Below are 15,861 nucleotides of genomic sequence, written 5' to 3'. Positions count from 1 at the left end.
TGGTCGGCATCCAGGTGCCCGAAAACGACAACGAGGCATTCGGTCGCTTCCTCGAGACGCTCGGCTATCCGTACTGGGAAGAGACGAAAAACCCGGTATATCGCCTTTTCCTCGCCTGATCTATCACAGGACCGGAACGCACCGATGGCGCTTTCGCTTGTCGACAAACTGGTGGTCGCAATCTCGTCGCGCGCACTGTTCGACTTCGAGGAGGAGAACCACGTCTACGAGGCGGGCGACCTGCGCGCGTACGAAGCATTGCAGCGCGAGCGGCTGAACGTGCCCGCGAAACCGGGCGTCGCGTTTCCGCTGATCCGCAAGCTGCTCGCGCTGAATGCCGGCGGCCATCGCGTCGAGGTCGTGATCCTGTCGCGCAGCGATCCGATCAGCGGCTTGCGCGCATTTCATTCATGCCGCGAACACGGACTCGCGATCGAGCGTGGCGTGTTCACGCGCGGGCGCGCGCCGTTCGGTTATCTGAAGCCGCTGAATGCGTCGCTGTTTCTGTCCGCGAATCAGCAGGACGTGCGCGATGCGCTCGCCGCCGGTTTTCCGGCCGCGCGCGTGTTGCCGGAATCGGCAAAAATGGCGAGCAAGTACCCGGACGAAATCCGCATTGCGTTCGACGGCGACGCGGTATTGTTTTCCGACGAAGCCGAACGCATCTTCCAGAAGGATGGCCTGCGCGCGTTCGTCGGTCACGAGATCGACAACAAGCACCTGCCGCTCGCGGACGGTCCGCTCAAGCCGCTGCTCGAAGCGCTGCACCGGCTGCAGAAACTCGCGGACGCGGCCGCGCCGATGCGGATTCGCACGGCGCTGGTCACCGCCCGCTCGGCTCCCGCGCATGAGCGCGCGATCCGCACCCTGATGGCCTGGAACATCGAAATCGACGAAGCGATGTTCCTCGGCGGCCTCGACAAGAGCGCATTCCTGCGCGAGTTCGAGCCGGACTTTTTCTTCGACGACCAGCTTGGCCACTGCGAATCGGCCCGCGTCGTGACGGCGACCGGGCATGTGATGAGTGGCATCGTGAACGCATCATGACACCCGAACAATCCCCGCTCGGCAAGTCCTCGACTTACACCGAACAATACGACCCCTCGCTGCTGTTTCCGATTGCGCGCGCCCATGCGCGCGAGGCGATCGGCATCGGCGCGCGTCTGCCGTTTTTCGGCACCGACATCTGGAACGCCTACGAACTGTCGTGGCTGAACGCGCGCGGCAAGCCGCAGATCGCGGTCGCGACGTTCTTCGTGCCGGCCGACTCGCCGAATATCGTCGAGTCGAAGTCGTTCAAGCTGTATCTCGGCTCGTTCGCGCAGACTGCCTTCGAATCGCCCGAAGTCGTGCGCGACACGATAAAGCGCGACGTGTCCGCGTCGTGCGGCGCGACCGTGTCGGTTTATCTGGCGACGCCGCATGAATTCGGCAAGCTGCAAATGGAAGAATTCGACGGTTTGTCGCTGGATCGGCTCGATCTGGAAGCCAGCGTCTATCAGCCGGACGCGTCGCTGCTGAGCGCGGCCCACGACGAAGCGCCGGTCGAGGAAACGCTGGTCTCGAACCTGCTGAAGTCGAACTGCCCGGTGACCGGCCAGCCCGATTGGGGCAGCGTGCAGATTCACTATGCCGGCCCGCAGATCGATCACGCAGGCCTCCTGCGCTACGTCATCTCGTATCGCAATCACACCGGCTTTCACGAGCAATGCGTCGAGCGGATCTTCGTCGACATCATGAAGGCCTGCAAGCCGCTGAAGCTCGCGGTGTACGCGCGCTATACGCGACGCGGCGGCCTCGACATCAACCCGTTTCGCACCAACTACAACCTGCCGATGCCGGACAATATGCGGCTCGCGCGGCAGTAATGCATGCTTAAATGGCAACCGTAAAAGCGACAGGGGCGCCGCGGGCAATCACAGCCCGCGGCGCCCCTGTCGCATGAAAGCCTGCCCAGCGGGATCAGGCCGCCGGCTTCTTATAAGCGACGCAATCCACCTCGACCTTGCAGTCGATCACCATCGACGACACCACGCACGCGCGCGCCGGCGGATTCTCGCCGAAGTACTCGCGAAACACCTTGTTGAACGACGCGAAGTCGCGCGGATCGTCGAGCCATACGCCGCAGCGCACGACGTGCTCGGCGCCGTAGCCCGCTTCCTTCAGGATCGCGAACACGTTCTGGATCGCCTTGTGCGATTGCTCGACGATGCCGCCGTTGATCACCTCGCCGTTTTCCATCGGCGTCTGGCCCGATACGAAAAGCCACCCGTCCGCCTCGACCGCGCGCGCAAACGGCATCACCTGACCGCCCGTACCCTTTCCGCCTTCAACGCCATATCGCTTCATCGTCACACTCCTTAAAAAAAATCGGGCACGCCGCGACGCCCTCGCCGCGCGTGCCGCCGTCAATCGAAAAAAATCAGAACGCGCCCTGCGCATCGCCCTGCGACGGCGCGCCGCGCGTGACGAACCGGCCGGCCCGCTCGCCGGTCACCGCGCCGTCGCGGTACGACAGCACGCCGTTGACCCACACCGCGTCGATACCGGCCGCTGCCTGCTGCGGTTTGTCGAACGTCGCCGCGTCGTGCACTTTCGCCGGATCGAACAGCACGAGATCGGCGTGATAGCCGACGTGCACCTCGCCGCGCTGCGCGAGACCGAAGCGGCGCGCCGACAGGCTCGTCATCTTGCGCACCGCCTCTTCGAGCGGCAGCAAACCGGCATCGCGCACGTAGTGGCCGAGCACGCGCGGAAATGCGCCCCACAGCCGCGGATGCGGCAGCGGATCGTTCGGCAGACCGTCCGAGCCGACCATCGTCGCCGGATGCGACAGGATGCGCCGCACGTCGTCTTCGGACATGTTGTGATAGACAGCCCCAGCCGGTTGCAGGCGCTTGCCCGCTTCCTGCTGCGACACGCCCCACTCGGCCGCGACCTCCCTGATCAGCTTGCCCGCCATCTCCGGATGCGGCTCCGACCACGTAATCGTGATGTCGATGTCGCCCGTCACCTGCTTGAGATCCAGCGTCGACGAGCTGCGATTGTACGGATAGCAGTCGCAACCGACCGGCTGCATGCCGCGCGCGCCTTCGAGCGACTTCAGCACCTCGACGCTGCGGCCCCAGTTCGTCGGCCCCGCGCATTTCAGATGCGAGATCACGACCGGCACGCGCGCATGGCGCCCGACGCGGTACGCCTCGTCCATCGCGTCGAGAATCGCGTCGAACTCGGTGCGCATGTGCGTCGTGTACAGCGCGCCGGCGGCGGCGAGCGGCTCGGCGAGCGCCATCACTTCCTCGGTCGGCGCGGCGAACGCCGAACCGTACGCGAGCCCCGAACTCAGACCGAGCGCGCCGTGCGCGAGCGCTTCCTCGAGCTGCGCGCGCATGCCCTCGATTTCCTGCCCGGTCGCCGCGCGATCGAGCCGGTCCATCTGGTTGCTGCGCAACGCCGTATGGCCGATCAGCGCGCCGACGTTGACCGCCGGCCGCGCGGCGTTGACCGCGCTCACATAGTCGGCGAAGGTCGGGTACTGGAACGCATCACGCTCGCCGAGCAGGTTCATCGGATCGGGCGGATCGCCCTTCAGCGACACTGGCGATGCGCTGATCCCGCAATTGCCGACGATCACCGTCGTCACGCCCTGGGTGATCTTCGGCAGCATCTGCGGCGAGCGGATCACGTGGGTGTCGTCGTGGGTGTGCACGTCAATGAAGCCCGGCGCAAGCGCGCGGCCCTCGGCCTCGATCACCTCTTCGGCGAGCCAGTTCGACAGATTGCCGATCGCGGCGATGTGCCCGTCGCGGATCGCCACGTCGCGCTCGACGGGCGGGGCGCCGGTGCCGTCATACAGTTGCGCGCCGACGATCAGCGTATCGGCGGCTTCGGGGTGCGAATGCATGGATCAGTCTCCTAACGGTTGTCGATCGCCGCCGCCGCGGTGCGCGTCGAGCGCGTGTTTCATGCGGCGCAGCAATTCGCGGCTCTCGTCGCCCTGGCTGACGGCAAGTTCGGTGACGAGCACATCGAGCGCCATCATCATCGCGTAGCGGGATGACGACGGCTTGTAAATAAAATCGGTTTCGAACGCGACGATCGGGATCACCCAGTCGGCGAGTTTCGCCAACGGCGAGGCCGGCGCGGTCAGCGTGATCACCGTCGCGCCGTAGCCGCGCGCGATCCGGCAGTTTTCGAGCATTTCGGGAACCCGCCCGGTGGTCGACAACGCGATTACCGCGCAGTCGCGCGACACCGTGCTCGCGACCATGCGCTGCAACAGCCCGTCCTGATAGGTTGCGACCGGCCGGCCGAGGCGCACGAGGCGGAAACGCATTTCGTCGGCGAGCGCGGTCGAGCCGCCGCCCATGCCGAACACGTAGATCATCCGCGCGGCGCGCAAGGCCGCCGCCGCCCCGGCGAGCGGCGCCTGGCGCAGCAACTGATGGTTGTGCGCCAGCGCGGTTTGCAGCTCGTCGAACACGCGGGTCGCGATCGGCTCGGGCGTGTCGCTTGCGGCGTCGCGTTCGAGAAAGCGCTGACCGACCGCGGCCGCCTGCGCGAGCCGCAGCTTCAGTTCGCGCACGTCGCGGCAGCCGACCGCCTTCGCGAAGCGCGTGACCGTCGCGATGCTGACCTCCGCCTGCTGCGCCAGCGCGCCGATGCTCGCGCGCGACGCGCCGGTCAGATCGTCGAGGATCAGCGCGGCGACCTTGCGCTCGGCCGAGCGCAATTCCGGCGCGCATTCGGCGATGCGCGCGACGATGTCGAAAGCAGGCGGTTCGGCGCTACGGTTCATGGCGGGCAGTGGGAGTTCCCAGCGGGGCCGCGCGGACAGCCGGAAAGGTCCGCGAAAGCTCTGGTACTAAATAACATTTCTCCATGCATCGTACTTTCGGTAACATACTAAAGTCAAATCTGCTGCAATTTAACCGGACGATGGAGCACGGAGACATGAAAGTTACAAACTATCAGGGCGCGACGATTGATCCGTACAGCAAGGGCCTGGGCATCGTTCCGGGCACCAGCATCCAGTTGACGGACGCCGCGCGCCTCGAATGGAACCTGCTCGACGAAGACGTGAGCCTGCCGGCCGCGGTGCTGTACGCGGATCGCGTCGAGCACAACCTGAAGTGGATGCAAGCATTCGTTGCCGAATACGGCGTCAAGCTCGCGCCGCACGGCAAGACCACGATGGCGCCGCAACTGTTTCGGCGCCAGCTCGAAACCGGCGCATGGGGCATCACGCTCGCCACCGCGCACCAGGTGCGCGCGGCTTACCACGGCGGCGTGTCGCGCATCCTGATGGCGAATCAGCTGGTCGGCCGCCGCAACATGATGATGATCGCCGAATTGCTGAGCGATCCGGAGTTCGAATTCTTCTGCCTCGTCGATTCGGCCGAAGGCGTCGAACAGCTCGGCAAGTTTTTCACGTCGGTGAAAAAACCGCTTCAGGTGCTGCTCGAACTCGGCGTGCCGGGCGGGCGCACCGGCGTGCGCGATGAGGCTCAGCGCAACGCGGTGCTGGACGCGATCGCGCGCTATCCGGACGTGCTGAAGCTCGCCGGTGTCGAGCTATACGAGGGCGTGCTGAAGGAAGAACACGAGGTGCGCACGTTCCTGCAAGACGCGGTTGCCATTACGCGCGAACTCGTCGAGCAGGGGCGTTTCGCGCGTTCGCCGGCGGTGCTGTCGGGTGCGGGCTCGGCGTGGTACGACGTGGTCGCCGAAGAATTCGCGCAGGCGACGCAAACCGGCAAGGTCGAGGTCGTGCTGCGCCCCGGCTGCTATCTGACGCACGATGTCGGCATCTATCGCAAGGCGCAGACGGACATTTTCAAGCGCAATCCGGTCGCGAAGAAAATGGGCGAAGGGCTGCTGCCGGCGCTGCAGCTATGGGCGTACGTGCAGTCGATTCCCGAGCCGGACCGCGCGATCATCGGCCTCGGCAAACGCGACTCCGCGTTCGACGCCGGCATGCCGGAGCCGGCGCGCCACTATCGTCCGGGCACCGAGGCGCCGCGCGATATCGCCGCGAGCGAAGGCTGGGAGATTTTCGGCCTGATGGATCAGCACGCGTATCTGCGGATTCCCGCCGGCGCCGATCTGAAGGTGGGCGACATGATCGCGTTCGACATCTCGCATCCGTGCCTGACGTTCGACAAATGGCGTCAGGTGCTGGTCGTCGATCCGCAATATCGCGTGAAGGAAGTGATCGAGACGTTCTTCTGATTGAAGCACGCTTTGGAGTGCGCTTCGTTGAAGCGCGGGCTGCAAAAAAGAAGGCTGTGGGCCAGCGGGCCCACAGCCTTCTTTTCTTTTATCTCCACGCAACGCGCCAATCAGGCGCGCTGCGCCGCCTCATCGCCCGCGGTCTGCGGCGTTGCGACAGTAGCGACGCTCGCGGCGGCCGTCACTTCGCCGATTCGCGCCTCGAGCATCTTCAACGCGTTCGACAGCGCGCCCAGCGCGTCATCCGGCAACGCCGCCATCGTGTCGTGCAAAAACGCATTGCGGCGCGGCAGGCTCTCCTCCGTGGCCGCCTGTCCGGCTTCGGTGAGGCGCACATTGGTCACGCGGTTGTCGCGCATGTCCATGCTGCGCGCGACCCAGCCCATGCTTTCGAGCGCCTTCAACTGCCGCGTGAGCGCGCCCGGGTCGACACGCAGGCGCTCGACGAGCCGCTTCTGCGACGACTCCCCGCCCTGGTCATGCAGCGCGAGCAGAATGCGCCAGCGCGGCAACGGCTGTCCCACCTGAGCCTCGAATGCCGACATGAACGCCCGATACGTGCGGCCGAATTGCTGCATCACGGCGACGCGGTCCTGTTCTTCCATGATCTATCCGTCAAACGCCTGGTCAAAAAAATCAGTCCGCGTGAATCACCGGATCGAGCTTGCGATGCAGCTTGATCGGCGGCACACGGCGGCTTTGCCACACCGACACGACGGCGATCACCGCCGCCATCGCGAGACCCAGGTGAATCGCCCCGACCAGCGCCTCGCGCGCGCTTTCGAGCAGCACCGCGCCGTTGTGGCCCGCGTGCGTCAACTGGTCGACGAGCGTGGTCTGCGCGTCCCGGTTGATCAGAATCTGCGGATCGCCGAGATCGGCGAACCAGTGCGACGCGCCCGCGCCTTCCAGCGCGTTGCGCACGCCGCTCCGGTACATATGCGTGACCAGCGTGCCGGTCAGCGCGGTGCCGATCATGCCGCCGATCATCCGCAGCGACTGCAGCAGCGCCGTCGCGATACCGAGGTGTTCGCGGCCCGCGGTCTGCTGCGCGAAGATCGTCAGGTTCGGCATCACGAAGCCGAGCCCGAAGCCGCCCAGCACCATGAACGACGTCAGCGCCCATTGCGGCATCGAGCGGGTGGCGACGACCACGCCGAGGCACGCCAGCGCGAGCAGCGCAAAGCCGATGTACAGCATCAGGTTCGGATTTTTCACGCGCGACACGATACGTCCGTTCAAGATACTGCCGATCGTCATGAACACGACGAGCGGCGTGATGACGAGCCCCGCTTCCTTCGGCGACATCCCGAAGCCGCCCTGGAACAGCAGCGGCGCGTAGAACAGCAGCGAGAACATCGTGAAGCCGCCCAGCACGGCCAGCGTGAACAGCGCGGCGAGACTGCGGTTGCGGAACATGTCGACCGGCAGAATCGCGGTCGGGCAGCGCTTTTCCCACTTCCACAATGAAATGGCCGATGCGACGGCGAGCGCGAGCAGCGCGAACGCACCCAGCGTGACGCCGTGCTTCGGCAGCAATTCGACGAACAGTTGCAACGAGCCGAGCGCGATCGCGATCAGGAGCGCGCCGGGCCAGTCGAGCCGCATCTTGCCGGTATGCTCGACGTGCCGCAGATGCGGCAGGAAACGCCAGACGAAAAACAGCGACAGCAGCCCGACCGGCAGATTCACGTAGAACACCGAGCGCCAGCCGTAGTACTGCGTGAGAAAGCCGCCGAGCGACGGCCCGACCGCATTCGCGATGCCGAACGCCGAGCTCATCAGCACCTGCCAGCGCAGACGCACGACCGAGTCGGGAAACAGATCGGGGATGCACGCGAACGCGGTGCCGACCAGCATGCCGCCGCCGATGCCCTGCAGGCCGCGCGCGAGCACGAGAAACAGCATGCTGTTGGCCGCGCCGCACAGCACCGACGCACCGGTGAACACGACGATCGACGCGATCACGAATGGCTTGCGTCCGTAGTAGTCGCCGAGCCGGCCGAAAATCGGCACCGTGATCACCGAGGTCAGCAGGTAGGAGGTGGCGACCCACGCATACAGCTCGAAGCCCCGGAGTTCGGACACGATCGTGGGCAGCGCGGTGCCGACCACGGTCTGGTCGAGCGCGACCAGCATCGCGACGAATGAAACGCCGAGCATCGCCAGCAGGGATTCACGGAACGGTAAGACTTGCCCACTCGAATGGTGGGCGGCGGTATGGACAGCCATTGATGGAGCAAAAGTTGACTTGTCAAAAGACTGGGAATCATACCACGATGCGGAGCTCTAAGCGGGACGCTCCGACACATCGCAGCGCGCCGGTACACTGACCGGCATGAACCAGGATACGACGCCAGGGAGGCCCATGCAGACGAGTTCGCTCGCAGCACCATCCGCAGCACCATCCTTGTCCGAGCAGGATCTGAACGCGCTGCGGCGCGCCAAACACCAGCTCGAAAGCCCCGCCCTCGCGATGAAGCTCGCGAGCATCGTCGGCGCGCCGATCGAGAAGCTGCTGACGCGCATCCCCGCGTTCGCCAACGAAAAGGTCGCCGATGCAACCCAGGCCGCGTTGCGCAAATGTCTGTCGATCGCGCTGCGCACGCTCGGCCGCCGGGATGCCGCGAAGCAGCTCGCGCCCGACAAGCCGAACAACCTGCTGCACAAGTTCGCGGTGGCGACGACCGGCGCGGCCGGCGGAGCGTTCGGACTGGTCGCGCTGCCGGTGGAACTGCCGGTCACGACCACGCTGATGTTCCGCTCCATCTGCGACGTCGCGCGCAGCGAGGGCGAGGACCTGACGTCGATCGAGACGCAGTTGCAGTGCCTGACCGTGCTCGGCATGGGCGGCACGTCGAGCGAGGACGACGACGCCGATCTCGGCTATTTCTTCATGCGCGGCGCGCTCGCGCAGGCGGTGTCGAAAGCGTCGTCGGAAATCGCCAGCAAGGGCTTCACGACGCACGGCTCGGCGGCGCTGCTGCGGCTGCTCAACGCGATCGCCGCGCGCTTTTCGGTGCAGGTCAGCGAGCAGATCGCCGCCAAGTCGATTCCGGCGATCGGCGCGGTGCTCGGCGCGATGGTCAATACGGTCTTCATCGACCACTTCCAGCAGGTCGCGCACGGCCACTTCACCGTGCGGCGGCTCGAGCGGCAGTACGGGCAGGCCACGATCGAGGCCGTGTATCAGACGCTCGACGTCACGCCCGACGCCTGAGCCGCGTGGGCGGCCAGTGTGGCGCGGCGCGTCGCGCGCCGCACGAACGCGGCCGCGCGGTCGAGCGCGCGGTTCGCCTCCGGCATGAACGGCGCGAACATCGGCCAGACATGCGGCATCTTCTTCCACACCTCGCATTCGCAATCGACGCCCGCCGCGCGTGCGTTGTCGGCGACGCGGCGGGCGTCGTCGAGCAGCACTTCGGTGCTGCCCGCCATCATGAAGAGCGGCGGCAGGCCATGCAGGTCCGCGTAGACCGGCGACGCGTACGGATGCGTGGCCGGCGCGTCGCCGAGATAGACCCTGGCCGCGCGCTCGATCGCCGCGCCGCAGAACATCGGATCGACGCTGTCGTTGATGCGCAGGCTCGCGCCTGTCGTCGCGAGATCGGTCCACGGCGAGAACAGCAGACCGCCCGCCGGCATCGGCGCGCCGGCATCGCGCAGCGCGACCAGCGTGGCGAGCGCGAGGCCGCCGCCGGCCGAATCTCCGGCGATCACGATCGAGCCGGGTGCGGTGCCCATCGCGAGCAACTGGCGATACGCAGCGGTCGCGTCGTCGAGCGCGGCCGGAAAACGATGCTCGGGCGCGAGGCGGTAGTCGAGGGAAAAGAGCCGCGCGTTGGCGCGGGGCGCAAGCGCGAATGTCAACGAGCGATGCGTGCGCGGCGAGCAGAAGTAGTAGCCGCCACCGTGGCAATAGAGCACCGTGGGTGTTGCGGCGCCAGCCGGGCCGCCGTCCAGCGCGGTGCTCGCGGGCTCGAGCCATTCGCCGAGCAATGGCGCGTCGTGGGCACCGTACGTTTCGCGCAGACGCCAGCCGGGCGGCACACGCGGCGACCACACGCGCTTCGAGGTCAGCGCGCGCGCCCGTTCGACATTGATATGCGGCTTGAGCGTTTCCGGCCGGAACTGCCTGCGCAAATACCAGCATGCGAGTGCGCTTTGCCAGCTCATCGGGACATGCTCCTTCGTTGATGTCCCGTCATGGTACGTGCGTTAGCGGGGGCGCCGGTGGGTGGCGGGGTTCTAATCGTCGATCGGGGAGCAGTCGGGTCTCGCCGCCTGCGTCCTAATCAACTTCCTTTAACTACCTGCCTCCGGCCGAAGCCCATGCGGCGCCTAGTTCGCCGGCAAGACCTGCCCGCGAATCTCGCCCGTCGGATTCTGCGCGGTATGGATGTTGAAGTACCACTGTCCCGCCATCAGATCCGTGACCTGCTGCTCGGTCAGCTTCGCCGCTCCTTTGATCGGGCTCGCAAGCGCATTCCTGTCGATTGGCACCTGGACCTTCGCGTTCTGGCCGACCGGCGCGGGACCGTGGAAATGCGCGGCGGTGGCCGGCCCGCTCAGGCCCTCATAGGTAATGGTCCATTGCAGCGATTGAGTCGACGTGTCGAAGGTCGCATCCAGCATGCCGTGCCCGTGGCTCACCCGCGGCGGCACTTCGCTCGATGGCTCGAGGTCGGCCTTCAGCGTCACCGTATCGGCGAGCGCGACACCTGACGCGAGCGCCCACAACACCACGGCCAGATTCAATTTTCGCAGCGTAATCATGGTCTTCTCCGGACTTTGATGGGCCGCCGCGGCATCATCTGGTCCGCGCGGAGCTTCCACATACTAGTGCAAAAACAGGCCTGAAATACAGGCTCGAACGAATGGCGGATGCGTTTTAATCGATTTGCTCGAAAACTTAATTGCGCAATTTGTAATGAATAAATGACGTGACTACAGCTATGCTTCTGCCTGCGAGAAGTGACTCCTTCATCGAAGGAGGTCTCCAAATTTTCAACGCGGCTTCGGCCGCGTTTTTTTTCGTCCGATGCGCTACGCGAGCAATGCCGCCTGCTGTTCGATGCCATCCAGCATCGCCTCGCATTGCCGGATCAGCGCAAATCCTTCGTCGCGCAAACGCTCGGGCGTCTTCGCGACGATCTGATGGCGATATTCTTCCAGCGCGTGAATGAGCGGCGGATACTGCAGCACGGCTGCCGCTCCCGCCACCCGATGCAGCCACTCGCGCATGCGTGCAATCTCCGCGTGTTCGAGCAGTGACGCCAACGATTTCATATCGTCGCGCATCGACGGAACGAACGAGTCAAGCAACGCCTTCACAGTCGATTCGCTTCCCCACAATTGCGCCATATGACCGAGGTCGACCGGCACGAACGGTTTCGCATCGCGTTGCCGAAGCGCCGGCGCCTCGATGGCCAGCGCCAGCGGCACGTGGCCGGACGTTTCCGCAGGCGCGGTCTGCGAGACGACGTCGGTGCCGAACCAGCGGCCCAGATGATCGCGCAACGTGGCGAGCCGGGTCGGCTTGACGAGGCTGTCGTCCATGCCGGCTTCGCGGCACAGGCCGAGGTCGCCGGGCGCGGTGTTCGCCGTGATGCCCAGAATCGGCAGACGATGCGCGCCGCTTCGCCCAGCCGCGGACTCGGCTTCGCGGATACGCCGCGTGAGCTCGTAGCCGGACAGATTCGGCATGTGGCAGTCCGTGATCAGGCAGCCATAATTCGTGCGTTCGAGCGCGGCGAGCGCCTCGACGCCGTCGTTCGCGACGTCGCAGGCGAAACCGAGCAAAGCCAGTTGATGGCGAATCAGTTCCTGATTGACCGGATGATCTTCCGCGACAAGAATCAGCCGCCCGCTCGCAATGGCGTGCTCGCGATCCGGGGGCGCCGCGACACTTTCGGGCATGCGCGGCGCGTCTGCCGCGCGTGGCGCCATCGAAGGGAGGCCTGTCATTGCGGCCGCGCACGCGGCGCCGAGGCCGCGCCACAAGATCGGGTTGACGCTGACGCGCACCTTGTCGTCGAGGATGCGATAGCCCGTCGGCTTCGATTTTTCGGTCAGCGTGACGATGCGCGTGTTCGCATCGACATACGCGGGCAACGCCACGTCCTCGCCGATAAACAGCAGGTCCGCGCCGGCCAGCGCCGCGGGCTCGTACGCCGCGGGCGCCTGAGGCGCGATGGCGCGCAACCCGAGCCCGAGCGCTTCGCCGAAATGCATCAAGGCCCGGGCGATGCGCGGCTCGCTCGCGATCACGACGCCGCGCTTGCCGCGCAAGCCGTTGACCGGTTCATGCCGCGCGACGACCGGCAGCGCGAGCCGCACGATCATGCTCGTGCCGCGACCGGGCTCGCTGCGCAACGTGAGCGTGCCCTTCATCAGTTCGATCAGCTTGCGGCAAATCGTCAGGCCCAGCCCCGTGCCGCCGAAACGCCGCGTGGTGGACGATTCAGCCTGCACGAACGGCTCGAACAGACTCGCCTGCACGTCCGGCGCGATGCCGATACCGGTGTCGTGCACGGTTATTTCGAACGTTTGTGTTTGTCCAGGCGATTGCGCGGGTGCCTGTAAAACGCCGCCATGCGCGGTGGCGGTGACCGACACGCTCACGCCGACTTCGCCCTCCGGCGTGAACTTGATCGCGTTGCCGAGCAGATTGAACAGGATCTGCCGCACGCGCACGCTGTCGCCGCGCAGCGTCGCGGCCACGTCGGCCGCGATCTCGACGCGCACCTTCAAACCTTTTTCATGGGCGCGCGCCGCGAGCAGTCCGACCACGTTATCGACGAGTTCGCGCGGATCGATCGGCTCGGCTTCGAGCGTGAGCCGCCCTGCTTCGATTTTCGAATAGTCGAGCAGGTCGTCGAGAATCTGCAGCAGCGCACCCGCCGACTCGTGGATCATGCCGAGCATTTCGCTCTGGTCCGTGCTGAGCGGCGTGCGCTCGAGCACTTCGACGAGGCCCAGTACGCCGTTCATCGGCGTACGGATTTCGTGGCTCATCATCGCGAAGAAATTGTCTTTCGCGCGCGAAGCCGCCTCGGCCATGTCACGCGCTCGCGCCAGTTCCTCGGAACGGGCGCGCTCCACACTAGCATCGACCCAATAGCCGCTCCACACGACGCCGCCATCCGCCTCGCGACGCGGCACCAGTTCCGCGCGCACCCACTTGAGCTGCCCCGCGCTTTCGAGACGAAACTCCGTATGCACCGGCGTTTCGCACCTCGCCGAGCGTTCGAGTTCCGCGAGCACGAGCGCCCGGTCCAGTTTCGACACGCGCCGGAAGTCGACCCGGGCGCGCTGGCCCGGCGACGCGCCGGCGTCGCCGAGCAGATGCGCGGTGTCGCCGCCGATGTACGGAAACGAATACGCGCCGGCCGGCGTGCGCCGCAACTGGAACACGACGGCCGGCAGCGAGCGCGTGACGTCGAACAGACGCCGCTCGGTTTCGCGCGCGAGCATTTCGGCGCGCCGGATGTCCGTGATGTCGACCATCGTGCCCAGCACGCATACCGGCTGCCCGTCGTCGCCGTAGCAGACTCTCGTCCAGAAAAGTCCATGCCGCGGCTCGCCCGCGCTGTCCTCGAATTGCAGTTCGACCTTCGCGATGCTGCCGCCGCGCAGAATCTCGCGCGTCATGTCGTCGAGCTTGCGGGCGTTCGCGTCGCCCCACGTGCCGACCTCGGCCGTGGTGCGCCCGAGCACGGCCTCGTGGCTCATCCCGCACACTTTCTCGTAGGCCTCGTTGATCGCGATGTACCGCCCGTCCAGGTCTTTCGCGATGAGCGGATAGGGCACCGTCTTCATCATCGTCTGCTGGAAGTTGAGTTGCAGCGCAAGCTCGCGTTCGGTCTGCTTGCGCAGCCTGACTTCCCGTTGCAGCAGCACGTAGGCGCGCAGCGTGACCAGCAGCACGACACCGATGCCGATCAGCACCGGCAGCAAACGCAGCGCGGTCACGCTCCACATCTGTTGGTTCGGCGCGGCGGGGCTCACCCACTTGCGCCGGATGCGCTGCTTTTCGGCCGCGGGCATCGCCTGCAACGCGCGGTCGATCAGCCCGACGAGCGGGCTCAAGTCCTTGCGCACCGCGAAATACAGCGAGTCGGATTCGCCGAGCGTGCCGAGCACCCTGAGCACGCCGGCATAACGCGGACGCAACTGCGCATCGATCGAGGCCGCGTTCCCCACCAGCACGTCCGCCTCGCCGTTCGCGACCATTTGCAACCCGACGGCGAGGCTCGGCGCAACGACGATTTCGTCGGCCGATACACCTTCGACCGCAAGCGGGATGGCGCCCGCGACGTGCGCCGGAACGACCACGCGGCACGCTACGAAATGGCCGGGCGGGCACGCGGCAGGCGCGCCGCCGCGACCGACGATCACCATCGGAGCGCGCTCGTACACCTGGCTATATTCAGCGCCCTCGACAGGCAAACCGTGGCTGGACATCGTGGACAGAATCGCGACGTCGCCGCGCTGGAACGCTTCGACGCTGGCGGGCCAGTCGGCCGTGCGCGCACGGTTGAACACGATTCCCAGCGTGCTGCTCAGGTACGCGAGGTAATCGGCGGCCAGGCCAGCCGGGCGGCCCGCGTCGTCGACGTAGCTGAACGGCGGCCAGTCGCTGTCGAACCCGACCTGCAACGGCGGCAGTGAACGAAGCCAGTTCTTTTCCTGCGCGCTCAGCGCCAATCCGGCCGCGGCCGGCAAAGGCGTGGCGTTGAAGCTGCCGGAGAGCCAGCGCGCGCGAATCGCCGCGGCCTCGGCGGAATTCATCGACGCAAGCGCGCGATTCAGTCGATCTCGCAATCCCATCCCGTCGAGCGGAACGCCAAAGCGCAAGTCGAACGCCTTGCCGCCCTGCTCGAATGCAACGCGCAGGCCGCGAAACGCTTCGCTGGCGAGTTCGAAATGCACGACCGGCGTGAAGCCGATATAAGCATCGGCGTCGCCATGCAGAACCGCGGCAAGCGCCTCGCGCGTGGTCGCGAACGTCACGATGCCGGCGCGCGGAAAACCCTCGCGTAACAGCCGCTCGCGCGCGAAGCCGCGTTCTATCGCGATACGCGCCCCCGCGAGTGCGGCGAGATTCGTGTAACGGTGATCGTCGCGACGCACGACCGCCGACGCGAACGAGCGGAAATACGGTGCCGTAAAGCTGACGCAGCGTTCACGCTCAGGCGTGCGGGCGATGCTCATCAGCAGATCGACCTTGCCGGCGCACGCCGCCGCGAGCAGTTGCGTCATGTCGGAAAAAGTCTTCGCCTCGATCACGACATCCGGCCCAACGAGCGCGCGCAGCAGGTCGCCGCTTACGCCCGTGACGCGTCCGTCGCGCAGTACGTCAAACGGCGGCCAGCCGCCCGCGAGCATGCCGACGGTCAGCCTGGCGGGAAAAGGAGTATCGGCGGCGACGGTGAGTGCAACACGCGCATGCCGTGCGCCCCTGGACGGTTCGGCCATGCAGTTCGCGTGCATCAGCGTCAGCAGGCATAGCGCGAGCAGAGCTTGCAATACACACCGCAACCTCCGCGCCACAGTCATACTGCGGAGAAAAGCGAGCCGGAACGACGAAGAACGCATGCGGTAATGCAGCCGGCAATGGCGCCGATA

12 protein-coding genes are annotated in these 15,861 nt (G+C 66.0%); 4 read left to right on the top strand and 8 right to left on the bottom strand.

The window, feature by feature from the left end:
* The first annotated feature begins 144 nt into the window (after window positions 1–144).
* Both QM685_RS28235 and queF read left to right on the top strand, forming a co-directional pair.
* Complete coding sequence (locus tag QM685_RS28235) at window positions 145–1,047, top strand: 5'-nucleotidase (RefSeq protein WP_415121644.1); 903 nt, start codon at window positions 145–147, stop codon at window positions 1,045–1,047.
* Window positions 1,044–1,868, top strand: coding sequence for an NADPH-dependent 7-cyano-7-deazaguanine reductase QueF (gene queF / locus QM685_RS28230; protein ID WP_415121642.1), 825 nt, complete (start codon window positions 1,044–1,046; stop codon window positions 1,866–1,868). The genes QM685_RS28235 and queF overlap by 4 nt, the downstream gene beginning before the upstream one ends.
* A 94-nt stretch (window positions 1,869–1,962) precedes the next feature.
* Here the strand turns inward: queF and QM685_RS28225 are convergent, their stop codons facing one another.
* From QM685_RS28225 to QM685_RS28215, 3 genes are all read right to left on the bottom strand, one after another.
* Window positions 1,963–2,349, bottom strand: a complete 387-nt coding sequence (locus QM685_RS28225; protein ID WP_008923846.1) for a RidA family protein — start codon at window positions 2,347–2,349, stop codon at window positions 1,963–1,965.
* A gap of 73 nt (window positions 2,350–2,422) precedes the next feature.
* Entirely contained in the window at window positions 2,423–3,904 is a 1,482-nt protein-coding gene (locus QM685_RS28220; RefSeq protein WP_415121640.1) for an N-acyl-D-amino-acid deacylase family protein, read from the bottom strand.
* Window positions 3,905–3,907: 3 nt separating this feature from the next.
* A complete protein-coding gene (locus tag QM685_RS28215) occupies window positions 3,908–4,798 on the bottom strand; it encodes a MurR/RpiR family transcriptional regulator (RefSeq protein ID WP_415121638.1) in 891 nt (296 codons plus the stop codon).
* Window positions 4,799–4,953: 155 nt separating this feature from the next.
* On the opposite strand from QM685_RS28215, the gene QM685_RS28210 reads away from it, so the two are divergent.
* Entirely contained in the window at window positions 4,954–6,231 is a 1,278-nt protein-coding gene (locus tag QM685_RS28210) for an amino acid deaminase (protein ID WP_415121636.1), read from the top strand.
* A 110-nt stretch (window positions 6,232–6,341) separates the two neighbouring features.
* Here the strand turns inward: QM685_RS28210 and QM685_RS28205 are convergent, their stop codons facing one another.
* Entirely contained in the window at window positions 6,342–6,836 is a 495-nt protein-coding gene (locus tag QM685_RS28205) for a MarR family winged helix-turn-helix transcriptional regulator (protein WP_415121634.1), read from the bottom strand.
* A gap of 31 nt (window positions 6,837–6,867) precedes the next feature.
* Window positions 6,868–8,463, bottom strand: a complete 1,596-nt coding sequence (locus QM685_RS28200; RefSeq protein ID WP_415121632.1) for an MDR family MFS transporter — start codon at window positions 8,461–8,463, stop codon at window positions 6,868–6,870.
* A gap of 136 nt (window positions 8,464–8,599) precedes the next feature.
* On the opposite strand from QM685_RS28200, the gene QM685_RS28195 reads away from it, so the two are divergent.
* Window positions 8,600–9,451 (top strand): EcsC family protein, encoded by an 852-nt coding sequence (locus QM685_RS28195; protein WP_415121630.1) that lies wholly within the window; start codon window positions 8,600–8,602, stop codon window positions 9,449–9,451.
* On the opposite strand, the gene QM685_RS28190 is transcribed toward QM685_RS28195, so the two are convergent.
* The 3 genes from QM685_RS28190 to QM685_RS28180 form a co-directional block, all read right to left on the bottom strand.
* The gene (locus QM685_RS28190) at window positions 9,421–10,407 is read right to left on the bottom strand and encodes an alpha/beta hydrolase (protein ID WP_415121628.1); all 987 of its coding nucleotides are present in this window, start codon (window positions 10,405–10,407) and stop codon (window positions 9,421–9,423) included. The two genes, QM685_RS28195 and QM685_RS28190, sit on opposite strands and share 31 nt — an antisense overlap.
* 165 nt (window positions 10,408–10,572) lie before the next feature.
* The gene (locus tag QM685_RS28185) at window positions 10,573–11,007 is read right to left on the bottom strand and encodes a CHRD domain-containing protein (protein WP_415121626.1); all 435 of its coding nucleotides are present in this window, start codon (window positions 11,005–11,007) and stop codon (window positions 10,573–10,575) included.
* A 270-nt stretch (window positions 11,008–11,277) separates the two neighbouring features.
* Complete coding sequence (locus QM685_RS28180; RefSeq protein WP_415121650.1) at window positions 11,278–15,831, bottom strand: transporter substrate-binding domain-containing protein; 4,554 nt, start codon at window positions 15,829–15,831, stop codon at window positions 11,278–11,280.
* Window positions 15,832–15,861 lie beyond the last annotated feature (30 nt).

The organism is Paraburkholderia sp., assembly GCF_047605525.1.
Classification (GTDB): domain Bacteria; phylum Pseudomonadota; class Gammaproteobacteria; order Burkholderiales; family Burkholderiaceae; genus Paraburkholderia.
Note: the sequence above shows the minus strand (reverse complement) of the source record. Positions and strands in the feature narration are given on the sequence as shown.